Source organism: Streptomyces sp. NBC_01481 (assembly GCF_026339995.1).
Lineage (GTDB): Bacteria > Actinomycetota > Actinomycetes > Streptomycetales > Streptomycetaceae > Streptomyces.
On record NZ_JAPEPT010000003.1, the window covers coordinates 1,073,180 to 1,091,598 of the forward strand.

General features: G+C 70.8%; 17 protein-coding genes and 1 pseudogene. 9 read left to right on the plus strand and 9 right to left on the minus strand.

Annotation, left to right across the window (positions count from 1 at the left end; translation table 11 throughout):
- Positions 1-6: 6 nt before the first annotated feature.
- The 7 genes from OOK40_RS21375 (at position 7) to OOK40_RS21405 (ending at position 8,962) form a co-directional block, all read left to right on the plus strand.
- Complete coding sequence (locus OOK40_RS21375; RefSeq protein ID WP_266484170.1) at positions 7-1,083, plus strand: hypothetical protein; 1,077 nt, start codon at positions 7-9, stop codon at positions 1,081-1,083.
- 2 nt (positions 1,084-1,085) lie between these two features.
- Positions 1,086-3,173 carry a hypothetical protein gene (locus tag OOK40_RS21380; RefSeq protein ID WP_266484173.1) on the plus strand — a complete coding sequence of 696 codons (2,088 nt, stop codon included), beginning with the start codon at positions 1,086-1,088 and terminating at the stop codon, positions 3,171-3,173.
- The gene (locus OOK40_RS21385) at positions 3,170-4,501 is read left to right on the plus strand and encodes a hypothetical protein (protein WP_266484175.1); all 1,332 of its coding nucleotides are present in this window, start codon (positions 3,170-3,172) and stop codon (positions 4,499-4,501) included. The genes OOK40_RS21380 and OOK40_RS21385 overlap by 4 nt, the downstream gene beginning before the upstream one ends.
- A gap of 8 nt (positions 4,502-4,509) precedes the next feature.
- The gene (locus OOK40_RS21390; protein ID WP_266484177.1) at positions 4,510-5,931 is read left to right on the plus strand and encodes a hypothetical protein; all 1,422 of its coding nucleotides are present in this window, start codon (positions 4,510-4,512) and stop codon (positions 5,929-5,931) included.
- Positions 5,928-6,851 carry a hypothetical protein gene (locus OOK40_RS21395; protein WP_266484179.1) on the plus strand — a complete coding sequence of 308 codons (924 nt, stop codon included), beginning with the start codon at positions 5,928-5,930 and terminating at the stop codon, positions 6,849-6,851. Before OOK40_RS21390 ends, OOK40_RS21395 begins: the two co-directional genes overlap by 4 nt.
- Positions 6,852-6,865: 14 nt before the next feature.
- Positions 6,866-8,539, plus strand: a complete 1,674-nt coding sequence (locus OOK40_RS21400; protein ID WP_266484182.1) for a vWA domain-containing protein — start codon at positions 6,866-6,868, stop codon at positions 8,537-8,539.
- 69 nt (positions 8,540-8,608) lie between these two features.
- Entirely contained in the window at positions 8,609-8,962 is a 354-nt protein-coding gene (locus tag OOK40_RS21405) for a CU044_2847 family protein (protein ID WP_266484184.1), read from the plus strand.
- A 69-nt stretch (positions 8,963-9,031) separates the two neighbouring features.
- Here the strand turns inward: OOK40_RS21405 and OOK40_RS21410 are convergent, their stop codons facing one another.
- Positions 9,032-9,442 carry a VOC family protein gene (locus tag OOK40_RS21410; RefSeq protein WP_266484187.1) on the minus strand — a complete coding sequence of 137 codons (411 nt, stop codon included), beginning with the start codon at positions 9,440-9,442 and terminating at the stop codon, positions 9,032-9,034.
- Positions 9,443-9,523: 81 nt separating this feature from the next.
- The gene (locus OOK40_RS21415) at positions 9,524-9,916 is read right to left on the minus strand and encodes a helix-turn-helix domain-containing protein (RefSeq protein WP_266484194.1); all 393 of its coding nucleotides are present in this window, start codon (positions 9,914-9,916) and stop codon (positions 9,524-9,526) included.
- Between the two features lie 129 nt (positions 9,917-10,045).
- Between OOK40_RS21415 and OOK40_RS21420 the strand changes: the two genes are divergently transcribed.
- Positions 10,046-11,779 (plus strand): GAF domain-containing protein, encoded by a 1,734-nt coding sequence (locus OOK40_RS21420; RefSeq protein ID WP_266484196.1) that lies wholly within the window; start codon positions 10,046-10,048, stop codon positions 11,777-11,779.
- A gap of 15 nt (positions 11,780-11,794) precedes the next feature.
- On the opposite strand, the gene OOK40_RS21425 is transcribed toward OOK40_RS21420, so the two are convergent.
- The 3 genes from OOK40_RS21425 to OOK40_RS21435 form a co-directional block, all read right to left on the minus strand.
- Positions 11,795-12,496, minus strand: coding sequence for a response regulator transcription factor (locus OOK40_RS21425; protein WP_266484199.1), 702 nt, complete (start codon positions 12,494-12,496; stop codon positions 11,795-11,797).
- 139 nt (positions 12,497-12,635) lie between these two features.
- Positions 12,636-13,091 carry a Crp/Fnr family transcriptional regulator gene (locus OOK40_RS21430; RefSeq protein WP_266484202.1) on the minus strand — a complete coding sequence of 152 codons (456 nt, stop codon included), beginning with the start codon at positions 13,089-13,091 and terminating at the stop codon, positions 12,636-12,638.
- Positions 13,092-13,137: 46 nt separating this feature from the next.
- On the minus strand, positions 13,138-14,121 hold the full coding sequence (locus OOK40_RS21435) for a nitroreductase (protein WP_266484205.1): 984 nt from the start codon (positions 14,119-14,121) through the stop codon (positions 13,138-13,140).
- A 437-nt stretch (positions 14,122-14,558) separates the two neighbouring features.
- Between OOK40_RS21435 and OOK40_RS21440 the strand changes: the two genes are divergently transcribed.
- Complete coding sequence (locus OOK40_RS21440) at positions 14,559-15,449, plus strand: pyridoxamine 5'-phosphate oxidase family protein (RefSeq protein ID WP_266484208.1); 891 nt, start codon at positions 14,559-14,561, stop codon at positions 15,447-15,449.
- A 76-nt stretch (positions 15,450-15,525) separates the two neighbouring features.
- On the opposite strand, the gene OOK40_RS21445 is transcribed toward OOK40_RS21440, so the two are convergent.
- From OOK40_RS21445 to OOK40_RS21460, 4 genes and pseudogenes are all read right to left on the minus strand, one after another.
- Positions 15,526-16,398, minus strand: coding sequence for a universal stress protein (locus tag OOK40_RS21445; protein WP_266484501.1), 873 nt, complete (start codon positions 16,396-16,398; stop codon positions 15,526-15,528).
- Positions 16,399-16,737: 339 nt separating this feature from the next.
- Positions 16,738-17,313 (minus strand): annotated as a pseudogene (locus tag OOK40_RS21450) (FkbM family methyltransferase); the annotation flags it as partial.
- The gene (locus OOK40_RS21455; RefSeq protein ID WP_266484211.1) at positions 17,310-17,519 is read right to left on the minus strand and encodes a Trm112 family protein; all 210 of its coding nucleotides are present in this window, start codon (positions 17,517-17,519) and stop codon (positions 17,310-17,312) included. The gene OOK40_RS21455 and the pseudogene OOK40_RS21450, both read right to left, overlap by 4 nt.
- Positions 17,509-18,417 carry a hypothetical protein gene (locus OOK40_RS21460; RefSeq protein WP_266484214.1) on the minus strand — a complete coding sequence of 303 codons (909 nt, stop codon included), beginning with the start codon at positions 18,415-18,417 and terminating at the stop codon, positions 17,509-17,511. The genes OOK40_RS21455 and OOK40_RS21460 overlap by 11 nt, the downstream gene beginning before the upstream one ends.
- Positions 18,418-18,419: the final 2 nt, after the last annotated feature.

Genomic DNA, 18,419 nt, shown 5'->3' on the forward strand with positions numbered 1-18,419 from the left:
ACCACCATGACCACATCAGAAGGACCTGACCTCAATTTCGGCCAGCGGGAGACCAAGACGCCGGGCACACCGCCGGACGAGCTGAGCTGGCCCGACGACGGCGGGGTGAAGATCGCCCTCTGGGCGCCGACCCAGGCCGGGAAGACCACGTTTCTGTGGGCGCTGCTGCTCGCATCCCTGCGCACCGAACTCAAGGGCAACTGGCTCATCGACGCCCAGGACGAGGAGTCGCGCCGGCTGAAGCAGGCGGTCATCGACGCCATGACTTCCGGACGCTCGCTGCCCATAGCGACGGTGAACCCGGGGCAGCCCACGAGCTGGACCGTCTTCGGCACCCCTGAGCCCGGACGGCGCAGGCCCCGGGACATACCTGCCTCCCTCCTGCGGCCCCGCAGCAAGGCCGAGCAGTCGATGCAGTTCACCCTGCACCTCCAGGATCTGCCGGGAAGCATCTTCGACTTCCGGACCCCGAGCCCCCACCGCCCGTCGGTCGCCCGGCAGTTGGCGCGGGCGGATGCGTTCGTCTACCTCCACAACCCACTGATCGACCGGGACGACCAGGAGGAACAGACGATGGGGTTCTTCCAGCACATGCTGGACGAGGTGGTCGGGCGCAGCGAGGGTCTCGTGGGCGGGAGACTGCCCCAGCACGTCGCCGTCTGCATCACCAAGTTCGACCATCAGCATGTGTACGAACCGGCGCTGGACGGGCACTTCGTGATCCCTGCCGCAGACTTCCCGCACACCCCCACCATCAGCGAGGCCAATGCCCACGCCTACTTCAACTGGCTCTGTCAGCACCATGCCCAGGACAAGGCATCCGATCTGGTGCGCGCCTCACTGGAGCGGAGGTTCGACCAGCGACGGGTCCGCTACTACGCCACGTCCGCAATCGGTTTCCACCGGGAGAAGGACAAGCCCTTCGGCCGACGAGTCAACAACGGCGACCTGTTCCGGTACGACAGCGAGGGCAAGCGGGTCAGGGGGATCGACGGCCCTGTCTTCCCGGTAAATGTGCTGGAGCCGGTCATCGATCTGTCCCTGGCCGTGCTCCGGGGCCGCGACACGCCCGGGAGGCGCTGACCGTGAAGGAGGCCGCCGCCGACAGCAGACAGGTCGCAGCGGCCTGGGCCGTCTTCGGCAAACTCCCCGGGGACATGCGGGACTACCGGGTGCTCTCGGCGAGCTACAACCAACTGGACTACTTCGACGAGCAGATCCGCCCCTATGTGCCCGAGGCGCCGACCGCCCGCGCCGAGGCACCTCCGAGGCCGTACTACGTCTTCTGGCCGGGCCCCGACACGGTGGCGGGAAAGCCCACGCTGAACTGCGGCCGTGCCGACGAGTCGAACGTGCGCGACGCTTCCGGACGGCTCAGCGACCGGCTGCGGTTCTTCAACGCCGAAGTACGGCACCTGGTCGGCGGCGGTCCCGCCGCCCAGACCGCGGCCGGATACCGGGATCTGGCCGCGGCCATGGACGCGGCCGGCCGCTCGATGCCCGCCGACCCCGAGGAATGGGCCTATCTCGACCTCGCCGGGGCGGCTTTGGAAGCCGCCCTCGATGGTGTGCGGGTGCGCGAGGTGGACTGGCTCGCGGCGGGGGCCGCGGCTCTGCTGGCGGGGCGCGTGGTGATCACCGGCGCAGGACAGGTACCGGTCGAGCAGAAGCTGCTCTGCCTCGACGCCATCTGCGGTCTGCTGCCGTACGGAGTCCGCGCGACGCTCTCCGCTGCCACCTACGCCCGGGGCACCGGGCTGCACGGCATCCGGCTCTTCTTCGGTGATCCCCCGCCCCCGGGCGCCTTCGAACTGCCCTGGGCCGCGCCCCCGCCCGCCCTCGCGGCCGGAGCCGCAGTGCGCTACCGGCAGCAGCTGACCCGGGGGAGCGGCAGGGGTGAAGGCGCGGCGGAAAGGATCCGTGAGCTGTTCGCCGCGCTGATGGACGAGGCGGACCCCTGTGCGGTGGACGACGCCGAGTCGGTCATCCGCCGGGCCGGACGGGCGCTGCCCAGCCTGGCCGGCCTGGAGGACGATCTCGCGGAAGGAGCAGGCGCGGTGCACCGGGCCCGTGCTTTTGTACGCAGGGGGCCGGTCCCTGCGCGGGGGGCGGAGGGAGCGCGCGCCCGGTTGTGGGACCGTATCGTGCCCGGCTGGCCGGACGGTGTGGCTCTGGCTCCCGTCGATCTGCGTCATCTCGAACTCCCGGTGACCGAGGAGAACCTGGAGCGGCTCACGGCGGGTTTGTACGCCGTGCTCGGCAGCTCCGACGGCCCGGAGACCGTCCTCCACTACGCTCGGCAGGCACGGGCCGCGCGCCTTGTGGACCGGTTGCTGGCCGGACTGCTGAGGCGGCTCACGCCGCGCTGCGAGGCGTCGATGGACGGGTTCGCCGAAGTGCTCGGCGGGCTGGGAGACTTGACGGCCGACGAGCCACGAGAACTGCGCGCCGAGCTAGCAGATCCCTCGCCCGTGCCGCTCGCGCTGCTGAGACAGCAGAGCGCTGCGTCCTTGCGGGTTCTGCTGGGTGCCGCCGTCCCCAGGGGCCGGATTGCCCCCGACTGGCTGAAGGCTCCGTATGCGCTGGTGCTCGGCGGGCCGGGGCCGGGCGGCAACCTGCTCGCGGACATGGAGCGGGAGCACCCCGGCTATCTGGATGTCGTACGCACGATCGCCCGTCGGCTGGGGAAGGCAGCCGAGCCATGGCTGCAGCCCGAGTTGGCGCGCGCTGCCCGGCGGCGGCGCGTCGAAGACACGCACGATGAACTCGACGCGCTGTTCTGTGGGTTGGAGGACGCGGCGGAGGCGCAGGTCGCAGATGCGGCGCGCGAGGCACTGCGGTACGAATGCCACCCGGGACCACTGGTGGACCGGCTGGCCGCGTGGCACGGGTCCGGTGACGCGGAACGGCTTCGCGAACTGCTCGAAGGCATCGCGGACGGTGACCCCTGGCTGCTCAGAACGCTGATGAAGCGCGTCGTGACAGGAGACGGGATGCGCTCCGCGTTCCCCTGCGACGTCGTCGCCGGATTCCGTGACCATGCCGAGAGGCGCAGCAGCGAGGAGGCCGGCCTGCACGCCGAGATCGCACGAGCGCATGCCGGTCTCCAGCAGGTCGGATGGTTCAAGGCCGTGTTGAACCGGCTGCACCTCGGACGAGGGGCGGCACGATGACAGAGGGAGACGTGTCGCGCTACATCGGCTTCAGGTTCCTCAAGCCCACTCTGACCCCAATCCCTGACGGCGTGGAGCGCTTTCTGATCGGTCCGGGCCTGAGCGCCGACGTCATCGTGCGGGTGGCGATCGCCGGCCAGGATGCAGCGCGCACGGTGGAATTGGCGTACGAGGAGACCGCCCGCAATGGCGTGCAGTCGTTCTGCGGATACCGGGCGCTGTACGACGCCGTGCGTGGGGCTCGGCAGGACATCGAATGCGTGCGACTGCGACTCACCTCGTGGAGCACGATCGCGGAGGCACTGGCGGACAACGTCGAGCACTACGTGCGCTGCGCCGCTGCCCTGCTGGGCCGGACGAGCGTCGCACTGAACGGCTGCAGGCTGGACAGCGGGGAAAAGCTGGACGAACTCGACCGGGTGCTTGCACTCATGCCCTTCGGCGTCCGCGCGAAGCTCACCGTTGCCAACGAGTCGCGCTCCGACAGCGGACTGTACTTCGAGGACACCGAGCCGGCGCTGCCCCAGTCGGTGATCAGCGACGGCTACCGCGCCCGGCTGCTGGAGTGCTTCGGTCCCGCGGCCGGCAACCGTGCGGAGCTGCTGAAGCGGATCACCATGGTCGTCTCCGGACTGGGACAGGAACAGGCGGCGCTCGACCTCCGTCACAGCCCCGAGGCCGCCCTGCCGCTCCTCGAGAAGGTGCTGGCACCCGGCCCGGCCCACGGTGAACCGGCTCCCAGGCCCGCAGCGGAACCGGTAGGCGGCTCTCCGAAGCACGCCCGGCCGGTCCCGCAGCGGCAGATCACCGCACTCGTGGACGCACTGGACGGCGCCCCCGATCAGAGAGCAGTTCTGCTGCGGTCCTTCCTCGACACGGCCCGGCCCGGCGACCGCAAAGACCTCGTGGCGGCTGTCGGGGACCGCTACGGCGACCCAGCCGCGCCCTGGTCGGCCCTGCCCTGGCTGCTGTGCCTCGTGGGCGAGGACAACCGGTTGGACGCGCACATCGCATGGAAGGTGGGTGCCCTGGTCAGGCAGCCACCGGCAACGCAGCCCGGCAGGCAAGCCCCGCCGACCGGTCCGCGGCTGGGCGCGGACCTAAACCGGATGGCGAGCATCCTCGCTCTGCTCGACCGAGCGGTCGGCGACGCCGAGGCCCCCCAGGAGATGTCGACGGTGCTGTCCGGCCTTGGCTCGCAGATCCACGCCGAACTCGACCGGGCCGAAGAAGAACACAACAGGCAGCTGCGGCAGAGCACCGAGCGTCTCGTCAGAGCAGAAGCGCTGAGGGACCTACTGAACGACGAGGGGGAGAAGCCGAGATGAGCGGCGCGATGAGTACGGGCAGAAGCGTGGGTGTCGACATCGGTCACGGAGGCATTCGCGTGGCCGTGATGGGCGGGGAAGGCGCCCCCATATTCGAGCAGCAGGACACACCCGTGGACGCCCGAGGACCCGGGCGCGGCACACTCGACACGGATGCCGTACGCGGCGCGCTCCGGGCCCGGCTGGGCAACGCGGCCCGCGTCACCGCCGCCGTACCGCAGTCCTGGCTGGCACCCGGTGTGGAAGGCACCCCGCTGGACGCTCACACCGCCGGGCTCAGGGCACTGCTCAGCAGCGTCACCAAGGCGCCCGTGGACGTCGTGTCCGCACCTGTCGCCGCCCTCGCGGGACTCCTCGACGGAGACACGATCTCTGCCGAAGGGCGCTGGGTCGTGGTCGCCGATCTGGGCATCACCCACAGCGAAGTGGTGCTGTGCGAGTTCACCGACAACGGGCCCCGGGCACGCACCTGGGCGAGCACCGGAGCCCCGGACCCCGCCCATGATCCGCTGTGGGCCCTGGCCGAACTGGCCAACCCCCGTGCCTCTCACCCGCAATTGCTGTCATTCGCACGGGAGTTGCTGCTTGACCTGAAATACGGTCAGCTGCGGCACGCCGACGCCGCCCTGCGGCACGCGAAGGAGAAACGGGCGGCGGGCGATCCGGAAGTCTGGCAGGACTTCCGCCTCTACGCGCAGCCGGATCTCCCGGTCGGCCCCGCGCTCGACATCCTGGAGAAACGCGCGGACGCCATCGAAGCGGTGGCAAGCCGGCTGCATCGGGCATGCCCGGAAGCCGGCGGTGCTCAGCTGGTGCTGCTCGGCGCGGGCGCCTGCTTCGGTCCGCTCCGCGAGGCGCTGCTGCGCGGCCTGGGCCGCACCGGCCCCGTCGCCGGGCAGGCCGACGGTTCCCCGGAGCCTCGGCCCGCCTACGACGATCCGGTCAGGCAGCATGCGGCCGCCAGGGGGGCGGCGCTCAGCGCGGCAGGCCGTATCACCCTGAACGACGCGTTCCAGCACCTCCTCGCACTGCTGGTGCACCGAAGGTCGGGAACGGAACTGGTCGAGCGGCTGGCGCCACTCGTCGCCGATCCACACACCGGTGAGGCCGCATTCGTCTACGACCCCGACCGGGACCGGGACGCCGAGATCGAGCTGTCGGGCAGTGCCGCGCTGGCGCTGTGGATCAGCCGTGGGGGAACAGCGCCGTACGCACCGCTGCCGGTGGACACCGCCGGGCTCACGCTGACACCCGGGCGCTACCGGATCGGCCTGCGGCTGGACAGCCCGGCCGCGCCGGTCCTGGTTTTCGTGAGCGTGAGCGACGGAGCGACCGTTTCGCGCCCGCTGACCGAGGTGGCGCCGCTCGCCATGTCGGCGTCCGCCGCGCCCCCTTCGCCGGGCGGCTCCCGTGCGGGACACGGCCTATGACCGGCACGTTCGCCGAGGCGCTTCAGGCCCTCGACACGGCATACCGGACACTGGAATCCGCACTCACGGAGGCGGCCGAGCGCCCCGACACGGCCTTCGAGGCGGTCATCGCCCTGAGCGAACCGATGGCCGCGATGCCGCGGGTCGGTGCCGGGATCTCCCGATTGCTCGACGCGGCCGCCCTCGACGACCGGTTGCGAGCCGAATTCCGGAAGAGGGCGGAGGAGAACATCACCCTCGCCCGTGGGCTCGCGGAGCTCAAGAGCGCGTACGACGCGAAGTACCCCGCCCAGGACGAGGCTGCCGTCGAGGCGGAGCACGCCCGGCTGATCGCCGAGATCGCCTCCATGGAGCGGCGACAGCAACTGGCCCAGGAACTGCCGCACGTTCGGGAAACGGCAGCCCGGCTGAAGGAAGCGGCCTCAGCACTGTCGGACGCCGACGCCGAGGCGGAGGAGGACACCCTCGCGGTGGCCCTGGACTCCTGGCTGGAACCGGCCGAAGCACTGGCAGGGGCGCTGCGGCCCAAGGTGGAGGAGACGTACGACCGCGCGCGGCAACTCCGTACCGAACTGCGTGAGTCCCTGGCCGGGCTGCGGGACACGGAGGCCAATCTCACCAGCCTCACCCACAAGGCGCAGGACGTCGCGGAGCGCCATCGCGCGGCGGCGGAGAAGACCGAACGGACCAGGGAGGATCTGCGGTTGTACGCCAAGGCGGACGCCGAGCTCGTGAGAGCCGTCGCGGCAGCGCGCTCCGATCCGGACACCACCGACGTCCTTGCGGCACTCGAACGGCATCGGCGGGGTCTCGCCGGGATCGACGACGCGCTGCGGATGCACCTGGAGGCACGCGCGGTGCGTACGCGCAGCATGCGGCTGGGAGAAGAGCCGAACCAGTCGGCGGGAGGGGCGCTGTGACACGTAGGAGACGAATGGCCGCCGGCCTGACCCGGTTGGCGGCCACGGGTTTCGTCGTCGTCGGCCTGGCCGCTTACTCGCAAGCGAGCGTGTCCGGGGCGGACTGGTCCCGCACAGCGGCGGCATCCCGCACGGAGGCATCACCTGCCGTGACAGCAGTGGAGCCGCCCCAGGCGAGCTGGGAACAGGCCAAGCGGTCCATGGGCCTGACCGCCGGGGGCGACTATGTCGTCGTCGTGGACAGCTCCGGTTCCATGGCACAGCACCGAGGCCAGGTGAAAAGCGCCCTGCGGGCGCTGCTGTCCGGCCTGACGGACAGGGACCGCGCCGCTCTTGTGTCCTTCCGCGCGGCGCCCGACCGGGCCACCGCGGTCTTCCCGCTGCAACGGGTGACCGACCCGGAAGCCGTCGTGAGCCGGCTGCCCGTCGAAAGCGGCGGTACGGACATCAGCGGTGGCTTCGCCGCGGCCCTGTCCGAACTGGAGAGCAGCAACGAGATCAGGCCCGCGGCCGTCATCTTGGTGACCGACGCGCAGCAGACCGAGCACACGGCGACGACAGCCCGGGCATGGGACGCCATCCGTGAGCGCATCAAGCGACTGCGGGAGCGCCAACAGGAAGGCAGGATCCACCCGTTGGTACGCAGCGCGGTGCTCGCCTGGGGCGGCTCCGACACGACCCGGCCCTTCCCCGTCGGCTCCTCGGGGTGCCGGGCGTCCGACAGTGTGGCCATCGCCGGGTGCCTCTTCTCCCGCGAGGAGACTCAAGAGGTGCGTCCCGAGGACGCGGCGAACTTTCTGCGCCGGCTCCCGGACGAGTTCGGGCACCGCCAGTTCGAGGCGGCGCTCGCGCCGGACGCGGCGAAAGTGAGGGCCGGTGACGCGGTGGAGCTGAAACTCGGCCGTCCCGAGATGGCGGACGACGGCTTCTCGGCACGGATTCCGGCGACCTTCACCTCCCGCACCGACGCGCTGCCCCTGTGGGTCAACGACTTCACGGTGAGCAGCTCCGGGCTGGGCGGGCTACGGGTCAGAGAGGTCCGAGGCCGCGACCACATCGAACTCGGCGAGGGCAAGAACGGCGCCTCCGTCTCCACCGCGCTGGAGGTGACGTGGGACTCGGTCCCCCAACCGTGGTACGCCCTCGCGCCACCGTCGCGCGACGAGGAACTGACGATCGGTTACCGGTTGACCAGCCCTTACAGCCGGCAGATGTCCCGGGCCGAGAAGCCCGCGAACCGGTTCGAGCCGAAGCGGCACACGGAGACGGCGAACCTCGGCATTCCCGCGGCCGCGACCTGGCTGGCCGAACTCGCCGTCCTGGCGGCTCTCGCGCTGCTCCTGCTGGTCAGGCTGTTCGGCCTGCCCTCGACGCTGTGGATCGTACAAACGGGCCGGCCACCGCTTCCCCTGCGTGTGTGGTGGCCCGCGACCACGCATCGGCCGGGCTCGGCGGCGTACGAGAATCTGGTGGTCACTCACTGGTCACCGCTGCGCGCACTGCGCGGTGCGGGCCCCCTCAACGTGACGGTCTGGCCGAACGGCACGTCGGGCCGCGGTGTCGTGACCACGCCGAGCCATCCGGTCGAGCTGCGCCGCCGGGGGAAGCGGGAGCCACTGCCGGGATACCCGGGGTCGTCCATCAGCCGTGGTGGCCTGCTGCGCCCGGCGGGCCGGACCCGCACGTAGTCCGTCCGCTCACGCATCGAAGAAATCGAAGAACCTGACCGCGAGACACGAGAGGTGCAAAGGAATCCCATGGACGAACTGGGCCTGAATACGACGCAAGTCCTGCTGCCGAACGACGCTGTCATCGAGGTGCGGAACGACATGGGCGGGGGCGAGTCCAGGGACGTCGCCGACTCGACCCGCCATTTCCGCGACGTCATGGATTCGCTTCAAGGTATCTCGCAGGGGGTGCTCAACGCAGTGCGAGCCGTCAACCCGGCCGAGGTCACCGTCGAGTTCGGCATCAACGTCTCTGCCAAGGCCGGTCACCTCACCAGTCTGCTGGTCTCGGCCGACGCGGCGGCGGATCTCAAAGTCACCTTGACCTGGCGAAAGGACGAAGGGGCCGACGGCACGGCCCCCGCGGGCGCGCCCGCGGGATGAACCAGGAGGCAGTCCGCCGGCCGGCATCTCTTCCGCCGGCGGACCGTCATCCCGTGGCGAGACCTGTCCTCAGGCCTTCGGCTGGGTGAGGCGGATGTGGTTGCCGAAGGGGTCGCGGAGGCCGCAGTCGGTTCCGTAGGGGCGATCGGTGGGTTCCTCGGTGAACTCGACGCCCCGGCCGAGCAGCGTCTCGTATGTCTTGCGGCAGTCGTCCGTGCTGAAGATGAGATGGCCACCCATGACGCCCTTGGTGACCAGCTCGCGGACCTGCTGCGCCGTCTCGTCGGACATCGCGGGAGGGCCCGGCTTCTCCAGCAGGATCTGGCGCTCGGGGTGACCGGGGATGCTGACGGTCAGCCAGCGCATGAAGCCCATGTCGACGTCGGCGCTGACCTCCAGGCCGAGCTTGCCGACGTAGAAGTCGAGGGCCTGGTCCTGGTCGAGGACGTAGATCTGTGAGTGCGTGATGGCGTTCAACATGTGCATCACGCTAGTGGGAAGGCGGCACGAAAACTTATCCAAAACTGCTCGGTCGACGGACGGTACGGGCAGTGCGGACGGTCAGCCGCTCGGCCGCGTCCACGCCATCGTGAAGCACGTCGGTACGCCCGTGGCCGCCGCCTCCTTGCGGTAGGTCCTCGGTGACCGGCCGACGATGTCGCGGAACGTGCGGCTGAAGGTTCCCGGGCTGCCGAAGCCGACTTGGTAGCAGATGTCCGTCACACTGCGGTCGGTCTCCCGCAGCAGGAACATCGCACGCTCGACACGGCGGCGCTGCAGGTAGCGGTGCGGCGTCTCGCCGAACGTGGCCCGGAAGGTACGTGTGAAGTGCGCCGGAGACACATGGGCGATCCTGGCCAGGGCAGGGACGTCCAGCGGCTGCGCGTAGGCGCGGTCCATCGCGTCCCGTGCCCGGAGCATGCGGCGGTTGGTCGCTTCTGCGGCGCGGCTCACGGCGCCATCCCACCACGTTCTGCGCCGTCCGTGACAGGTCCGACGGCCTGCTGCGCGGCCTGCGGAGCGACTACGGTTGCGTACGGGGTCACACCAGCGCCCCGTCTGCGTTCGGCGGCCGGAGGAATGATGGGCAGGGAAGGGCACACGGGGGCCGAGCAGCTGCCCAAGCTGCGGCTGGACGAGCTGCTGGAAGAGCTCCAGGTGCGCATCGACGCGGTGCGTGGGACGCGCGACCGGGTGCGCGGCCTGCTCGAGGCGGTGCTGTCGGTCGGGCGGGAGCTGGATCTGGCGCAGGTGCTGCGGAGCATCGTCGAGGCGGCCGTGGTGCTGGTGGACGCCGAGTACGGCGCGCTGGGCGTGATCGGCGACGAGCACAAGCTCGCGCAGTTCCTGCCGGTCGGCATCGACGACGAGCGGTGGGCAAAGATCGGGGCCCTGCCCAGCGGGCACGGGATCCTCGGGGAGCTGATCCGGCACCCGCAGCCGCTGCGGCTGGCCGAACTCGCCGATCACCCGGCCTCGTACGGATTTCCGGCGCACCATCCCCCCATGCACTCGTTCCTCGGTGTACCCATCCGGGTCCGCGACAGGGTGTTCGGGAACATCTACCTCACCGAGAAACGCAGCGCCAAGGAGTTCGACGCCGAGGACGAGTCGGTGCTGTCGACGCTTGCCGTGGCCGCCGGGGTCGCCATCGAGAACGCGCGGCTGTACGAGGAGGCCAGGCTCCGGGAGCGCTGGCAGCGGGCGAGCGCGGAGGTCACCAGCACCCTGCTGTCGGGAGCACCTCGGGGTGAGGTGCTGCAGCTGATCGTCGAGCAGGCCCGGGAGATCGCGTCCGCGGACATGGGGATGATCGCGGAGCGTGACGCGGGGGAGAGCAGTCTGCGGCCGGCGCTGGCGGCCGGGCCCGCCGCGGGGCGTCGTAGCGGGATGGTGCTGTCGACTAAGGACGGTTTCATCGGAGCGGCGTTCGCAGCGTCGCAGCCGGTGATCAGCGCCCACATCGGGCAGGATCCGCGCACCGGCCGTGACGAGCCGCAGTGGGCCGGGCTCGGGCCCGTGGTCGCGGTGCCCCTCGGCAGCGGCGGAGCGGCACGCGGTGTGCTGCTGCTGGCCCGTACGCCGGACCGTGCCTCCTTCACCGAGGCGGAGGCGGACCCTCTGCTCGGTTTCGCCGGGCAGGCGGCGCTGGCGATGGAGCTGGCCGAGCGGCGCAGTGACGCGGAGAAGATCGCGCTGCTCCAGGACCGCGACCGCATTGCGCGTGATCTGCACGATCTCGCCATCCAGCGGCTTTTCGCGACGGGCATGACGCTGCAGAGCGCACAGCGCTTCGTGGAGCATCCGGAGGCGACCGAGCGGCTGGCCCGGGCCATCGACGACCTGGACGACACCATCAAGATCATTCGGTCCACGATCTTCGGGCTGCGGACGCACGCCGGAGGCGGCGGGGAGGGCGGGCTGCGAGGCCGCTTCACCTCGGCGGTGAAGGCCTCGGCAGCCTCGTTCGGCTTCTCTCCCGGGCTGCGGATCGAGGGGCTCGTCGACACCGACGTCCCCGGCGCGGTCGCGGATCACGCGGTCGCGGTACTCGGAGAAGCCCTCAGCAACGCGGCCCGGCACTCCGGCGCAGGGGCCGTCGATGTCCATCTGCGGTGCGCCGACGGGGAGTTGACGCTCACCGTGACGGACGACGGCTGCGGCGTCCCGGCGGACGTCGTACGCAGCGGACTGAAGAACCTGCAGGAGCGTGCCGCCGGACTCGGCGGCGGGCTGTCGCTCGGTGAACGGCCGGAAGGCGGCGGCACCCAGCTGCGCTGGCGGGTGCCGGTGCGCCACGATGGATCGTCGCGGTAGGTCCGACCGCGCGCTTCAGCGGGAGGGGCGGTCCGTGGCGTCGGGCTGTTCCCATTGGGTCGCGAGGACCGCGGCCTGGACGCGGCGTTGGACGCCCAGCTTGGACAGCAGGCGGGAGATGTGGTTCTTCACCGTCTTCTCGGACAGATACAGCCGCTTGCCGATCTGCCGATTGGTGAGCCCTTCCCCGATCAGCGCGAGAATGTCCCGCTCGCGTGGAGAGAGGCCCGCCAGCGCGGGCGCCACGGTTTCCGCGCCGGTGGGCTCCGCGCGCAGGCTGCTCATCAGCCGGGCCGTCGTCGCCGGGTCGAGCATGGACTGGCCCGAAGCGACCGTACGCACCGCGGTCACCAGATCGGACCCCTTGATCTGTTTGAGTACGTAGCCCGCCGCACCGGCCATGATCGCGTCGAGCAGGGCGTCCTCGTCGTCGAACGAGGTCAGCATCAGACAGGCCAACTCCGGCATACGGCTGCGTAGTTCGCGGCACACGCCGATACCGTCGCCGTCGGGCAGGCGTACGTCGAGCACGGCCACGTGCGGGCGCAGTGCCGGACCGCGCGCCAGGGCCTGTTCGACGCTGCCCGCGTCACCGACCACGGTGATGTCCGCCTCGGCGTCGAGGAGATCGGTCAGTCCACGGCGTACAACCTCATGGTCGTCGACGAGGAACACCCGTACCGGATCCTCCGCCGTGAATGTCCGTGCCTCGGTCATGACGCGCCCCTCGGTCGTGATGTCTCCCGCAGTGAGCACTGCTGAGACGATCATCGCCCTGCCCGGGCAGGAGTACCAGGGCCGACCGGCCCTATGTGCGTCCGGTGGAGGTCCCGATCGGCCTCGCCGGGGTGCGCGGTCATCGCGGGCTGCCGCTGCCGTAGGGGGCGTACAGGTCGAGCAGCCGGGTCCTGGCCGCATGCAGCCGGTGGGCGATGACCTGCCCGACCCACTCGGCGACCGCTGCCCTGAGCTCTGTATCGGTCTGGCACATCAGGCGCACCGCAGTGGCGTCGAACTCGTACGCCCGCACCGGGCTCATCGCCTCGGCGCCCAGCTGCCAGGTGTGCGGCGGGAACAGCCAGGACCAGCCGACCAGCTCGCCCAGGCCCAGATTCTCGATGATGGCCGCCCGGCGGCCCGGCACATGCATGTCGAGGGTGACCGTGCCGGAGCGGATGATCCAGAAATTGTCCGCCCGGCGGCCTTCCTCGAAGATTCGGGTCCCCTGAGGGAAGTTGACCTCGCGCGCGATGCGCAGCAGCTGGTTGCGGTGCTCGGCGGGCAGTGCCTGCATCATCGTGGTCGTATTCATGGCCGTGCCTCTTGTTGGAGTCCTTCATGGGGTACTCGAGGGCGGGTCATACGAAGTCCAGTACGTCCCGCACGGCCCGACGAGGGCTCGTCGGGCCCACGGGGCCGTAGCCGAGGCGGAGCGTCAGATGGACGTGCGCCATCGTCGACAGCGGTTCGCGTGCCGCCCAGCGCAGGTCGCGCCATTCGAGAGCCTGGGTGGTGACGGAGGCGACCAGCTCGTGGCTGGTGGCCCGGAGCAGCACTCGCTGCAGGGCCTGGCCCGCGCGCAGCCAGTCGCCGGGGCGGTCCCTCTCCGTTCCCAGCAGGGCGAGCTGGGGCTTCTCTTCGAAGTCCGTGGTGCCCAGGTCCGCCGGGTGGCGCCGGCCCGCGAAGTCACGGACGGGTGCCCCGCCGCTGCGCCGCCGCGGCCCGAAGGCGTACTCGGGAACACCGTCGTCGGCAGCCGTCTCCGCGCCGATGCGGGTCCATTGCTCCACCTCGGCGACGCGGTCGGGGTCCATCAGGTCGAGCCCCTCCGCGTCCTCGACCAGGTCCAGCAGAAACCGCACGTGCCAGGGCCCTGGGAAGTCCAGCGCGGCCCCCTCCAGCCGTGCGGCTTCGCGCAGGTCGTCGCGTACGGGGGAGGGGATCGGCGTGTCCGCGAAGGGGTAGCGGCTGGTGTGCCGACGGGCGATGGCGGGGTACAGCCGGGCGAGAGTGCCGCCGGGCTGGGCGGGCGCGGACAGGTCCACCGTCGCGAGGAGGTGAGGGCGCTCGGGGTCGGGCAGCAGCCGGACATGCGGCTCCCGGCCCGCGTGCACGGCGGCGACACGCAGCGTGAACAGCGCGGCGCCGCAGCCGATGTGGAGAGCGCGGCCGGCCGGATCGGCGTGCGGTATCGCACGTTCATGATCGGCGTACAGCTCGACGGTGCCGGAGTCGCGCAGGAACCGGAACCGCCACGGCTGGGCGTTGTGCATGGACGGCGCGGTGGTGGCGTCCTTCACCAGTGCGGCGATGGTCGTGGTGTCGAGAGCGGGCACGGACACGACGGCCTCCCTTCGTGCGGAGCGCTGGGCGCCTGCGAGGCGGGATCGGGTTCGTTGTGCCGGGCCGGCCTCGTGGCTCGTCTCCAGCATCAGGTCGTGCCTGCCGGCGCCGCTGGGGCCGAATGTCCCCAGTCACCGGCCGTGCGGCCCACACCGCAGAACCCCGGCTATGCCGATCCCGACGCCCTGCTTCAGGGCCCGGTCGCGGCCGGAACCTATCCGGTACGGGTCACCCGGTTCGACCGCACGCGAAACAGCACTCGCCCCATGCGTCCCCCCGCCAGGCGTGGCACGGTGGGTGCTAGGGAGTGTCTTCAAAGTAGCGTCGTCCGCCCGAAGGGCGGGACTGGCGGCGTCTGGTGCGTGCGTGCCAGGCGTCGCCAGGCAGACGGGACTTTGAAGACACGACCTAGGGGGGCCGGAAGGCGGTGATGGTCATGCGAGCCCACATTGGTGATCAACTCGTGGTGGAAAGCCCGACCACGGGCTCGACCCGGCGGGACGGCGAGATCGTCGGACTCCACCACGATGACGGCACGCCTCCCTACGACGTCCGCTGGTCCGACACCGAACAGATCACGCTGGTTTTCCCGGGCCCCGACGCGCATGTCCGGCACAGTGAGCACAGGCTGGAGAGCCTTCGGCAGGTGTCCCGCCGGGGGACCGACGACACGACCCGGCGAGCCCCTGACCCCGGCGACATCGGACGGCGCGTGGCCCTCGAACGAAAGCGCCAGGGACTGACCCGTACGGAAGCGGCTCGCCGCGCCAGAATCGCCCCGGAATACCTGAGGTATCTCGAGGAGCGGTCGGCCCACCCGAGCCCGGCGACTCTCATCAGGCTGGCCGACGCCCTGGGGACGGGTGTCGCCGACCTGCGGGGAGGCGGGGTGGACCTGCCTCCCGGACAGGGACATGCGCTCCGCCACCCCATGCTGGAGGACCTCACCGCCGAAGAATGCCGCGCCCGCCTCTCCACGCACGGCGTCGGACGTGTCGCGGTGTCGACGCCCGACGGCCCGGCGGTGGTTCCGGTGAACTACGAGGTCATCGACGATGCGATCGTCTTCAGGACCGCCCCTGGCTCCGATGCGGCAGCGGCTGTGGGAGCAGACGTCGCCTTCGAGGTGGACCATGTGGACGAGGCCATGAGCCAGGGCTGGAGTGTGCTCGCCGTCGGCCCCGCACAGGCGGTTACCGAGCCCGACGCGATGCGGCAGCTGGCCGAGCGGGCCCACACCGATCCCTGGGCAGGTGAACGCGACCTGTGGGTGTCGATCCGGCCCACGCGCCTCACGGGTCGCCGCATCACCAGGTCCGACAGGTGACTGTCCGCGCCCTCCAAGAGGCCGTTGGCGCTCCCCGGGCCGGACGCCTTCCCGGCTCCGCGCCGACCCGCGGCTCTCAAGCGTGCGGAACCACCGCGACGGGGCAGGTCGCATGGTGGAGGGCCGCATGGGCGACGGACCCGATGCGCGTACCGATGGCGGAGCGGCGTACGCGGCGGCCCACAACGAGCAACCGCGCACGAGAGGCGGCCGACAGGAGGACCTCCCCCGCGCTCCCGATTTCGACATGCTCGATCACCGGCACGTCGGGAAAACGCTCGCGCCAGGGGGCGAGCGCCTGCTCCAGTGCCTTCTTCTCGAAGGGTTCCAGCCCCCCTGCCTCGTCGGCCAGGTACATCGAACCAGGGCTGTAGGCGAAGACGGGCGGCAGACTCCAGGCCCGCACCGCTCGCACCGTCGCTCCCCGTACTGCCGCGGCCTCGAAGGCGAATCCCAGCACCGCGTCGCTGTCCTCCGCCCCGCCCTGCTGCCCTACGACGATCTCAGCGCCCTCCGGCTCGCCCGCGTCCTCCGCGTGGGCCCGGACCGAGACCACGGGACGTGTGGCGGCAGCGATCACCTGCTGACCGTACGAGCCGAGCATGAAGCCGACGAGGGCGCCGTGCCCTCGCGATCCCAGTACCAGCATCTCGGCTTGCTCGTTCGCCGCGAGCAGCGCGGCGACCGCGGTGTCGGGCACCACCTCGGCGGACACCGGCAAGTCCGGGTACCGGCCGGCCAGTTGCGTCTCGGCTTCCCGTACGACGGCGTTGGCCGATTGCGTCTGCGCGTCCCTGTCCTGCACCACGGGCACGTCGATGGTTTGCCAGAGCCAGGCGTGCACGATCCGGAGCGGCAGCCCCCGAATTGTCGCTTCGCGGGCTGCCCAGGCGGCCGCGGCCAGGCTTTCCGGGGATCCGTCCACTCCTACAGCGATCGCGCGGGTCATGGGGCTGCCTCCGTGCTCGGTGGGCGGCACGGTCACGCGGACCGGCCTCTGTCCCCTCAGCATCGCCGAACCGGGGGCAGCCGGCAGAGGGCCGGTCGGCCCAACATCGGTACCCGTTCGGCCGCCACGGCCCCGGCCCGCCGCCTCCGCGCCGCCCGGCCGCCGGGATCCGTGGAGGAAGAGCACCGAGTTGACGTACCGCCGCCGGAAGGGGCTCAGGCTGCGGCGCAGCAGTCCGTGCTCGGCGACGTGTGCCGTCAGCAACTGCTGGCCCGGCAGGTCGAACTCGGACAGCGGCAGCCAGTCGCGGCCCGGCAGCACCCAGCCCCGGTAGCCGTGGTGGGCGAGCCGGTTCAGTACCGGGTCCACCGGTCCGATCCGGGCCTCCAGCTCGACGAACAGCGCCGGGCGGTCACGGACCAGGATCTCCTCGGCGCCGCGCAGCACGTCCAGCTCGCTGCCGTCCACATCGATCTTGATCAGGGTGACGCCTGTCAGGCCGAGACTGTCGATGCGGACGCACGGTACTGGTATCGACCTGCTGTGGATGTCTCTGCGGACGAGTGAGGAGACACCGCGGTTGCCGCGGTCGCCCGCCGGCAGCCACAGGTGCGCCGTGCCGCCGTCGTGGTCCGTGGCAGCCGCGTTCACCACGTCGACATGAGCCGGTGTGGTGGCGGCCAGCACGCGGGCGAGGTGGGGCACCGGCTCGATCACCACCACCCGGTCGGCCCGCCGGGCCAGCCGCCGGGACCACGGGCCGTACCAGCCGCCGACATCCACCGCCGTGCCGCCGCCCGGGCAGAAGTCCGCCAGCCGCCGCAGCTCCGGCTCGTACCGCGGATACAGCAGAGCGACGCCCGTGGCGATCAGCGCGGGCGGCAGACGAGGGGCGATCCGGGCGGCCAGTGTCATGGACCGATCCGCCTGAGGATCCGCTCGTGCTCATCGTCGGGCACCCGCGTTCCCGAGGAGGGAAGCAGCTGGGGGATCCCGTCGATGATCGGATAGCGCCGGTGCAGCCGCGGGTTGTAGAGGACCTCCTCGGGCAGAAGCAGCGTCAGCTGTCCCTTGTCGATCGGGCAGGCGATGATCCGGAGCAGCGGATCGTCAGGCTTCATGGGCCAACTCCTTTGTCGGCGTGGGTGGTTCGTCATGACGTGGAAGCATCAGCAGGACACAGACGGCGAGCGCCGTGCCGCCGAGCCGCAGGGCGAGCCGCAGCGGGTCTTCGGGCAGGGACTCGCCGAAGACGAATGTGCCCAGCGCGGCCGTGAACAGGCAGGTGACGGTCGTGCACACGGGCACGATCAGCGAGGCACGGCAGCGCTGCAGCGCGGTCTGGGACAGGATCAGGCCGGTGACTCCCGTGAAGATCAGGATGTAGGGATACGGGGACTTCAGCAGGCCGAAGGCCGCGCCCTGGACCCCGCGGGTCGTCAGATGGCCGGAGACGCCCTTGATGGCGAGAGAGCTGACTCCGTACAACAGCCCGACGGCAACGCCGTATTCGACGCCCGCGGTGGGCAGCCGGTGACGGCGGCGCGCCCTGCGTTCCACGGACCGGTAGAGCCACAGCCCCGCCGCGAGCGCGGGCAGGCAGATCAGCAGCACACGGCCGTACGAGGCATGGCCGCCCACGGAGTCGGAGTGCTGGAGGGAGGCCACGACCATCAGCAGCGCGAGGGTGATCACGACCACGCTCCGTCGCTCGCGGCCGCTGGGGCGCTCGCCCAGAACGACCGAGGAGAGCAGAAGCAGCAGGACGAGACCGGAGACGAAGATGCCCTGCGCGGCCGCGATGGGAAGGGTGCGGTAGACGGCGAGCTGCGCGGCGAAGCCCGCGGCGAGCGCGAACGAACCGCCCAGCCACAACGGGCTGCCGATGAGCAGGCGTACGACGCGCGCCGGTTGTCCGGTGTTCAGTCGCGGCAGGCCCGACAGAGCCCGCTTCTCCAGTACGAAGCCCGTGCTGTAGAAGACGTTGGCCAGCAGAGCGGATGCCACCCCCCACCACATGG

Coding starts and splice junctions, on each gene's coding strand:
- OOK40_RS21375 (WP_266484170.1), top strand. CDS start 7: ATGACCACATCAGAAGGACCTGACCTCAATTTCGGCCAGCGGGAGACC.
- OOK40_RS21385 (WP_266484175.1), top strand. CDS start 3,170: ATGACAGAGGGAGACGTGTCGCGCTACATCGGCTTCAGGTTCCTCAAG.
- OOK40_RS21390 (WP_266484177.1), top strand. CDS start 4,510: ATGAGTACGGGCAGAAGCGTGGGTGTCGACATCGGTCACGGAGGCATT.
- OOK40_RS21395 (WP_266484179.1), top strand. CDS start 5,928: ATGACCGGCACGTTCGCCGAGGCGCTTCAGGCCCTCGACACGGCATAC.
- OOK40_RS21400 (WP_266484182.1), top strand. CDS start 6,866: ATGGCCGCCGGCCTGACCCGGTTGGCGGCCACGGGTTTCGTCGTCGTC.
- OOK40_RS21405 (WP_266484184.1), top strand. CDS start 8,609: ATGGACGAACTGGGCCTGAATACGACGCAAGTCCTGCTGCCGAACGAC.
- OOK40_RS21410 (WP_266484187.1), bottom strand. CDS start 9,442: ATGTTGAACGCCATCACGCACTCACAGATCTACGTCCTCGACCAGGAC.
- OOK40_RS21420 (WP_266484196.1), top strand. CDS start 10,046: ATGGGCAGGGAAGGGCACACGGGGGCCGAGCAGCTGCCCAAGCTGCGG.
- OOK40_RS21425 (WP_266484199.1), bottom strand. CDS start 12,496: ATGACCGAGGCACGGACATTCACGGCGGAGGATCCGGTACGGGTGTTC.
- OOK40_RS21430 (WP_266484202.1), bottom strand. CDS start 13,091: ATGAATACGACCACGATGATGCAGGCACTGCCCGCCGAGCACCGCAAC.
- OOK40_RS21440 (WP_266484208.1), top strand. CDS start 14,559: ATGCGAGCCCACATTGGTGATCAACTCGTGGTGGAAAGCCCGACCACG.
- OOK40_RS21445 (WP_266484501.1), bottom strand. CDS start 16,398: ATGACCCGCGCGATCGCTGTAGGAGTGGACGGATCCCCGGAAAGCCTG.
- OOK40_RS21455 (WP_266484211.1), bottom strand. CDS start 17,519: ATGAAGCCTGACGATCCGCTGCTCCGGATCATCGCCTGCCCGATCGAC.
- OOK40_RS21460 (WP_266484214.1), bottom strand. CDS start 18,417: ATGTGGTGGGGGGTGGCATCCGCTCTGCTGGCCAACGTCTTCTACAGC.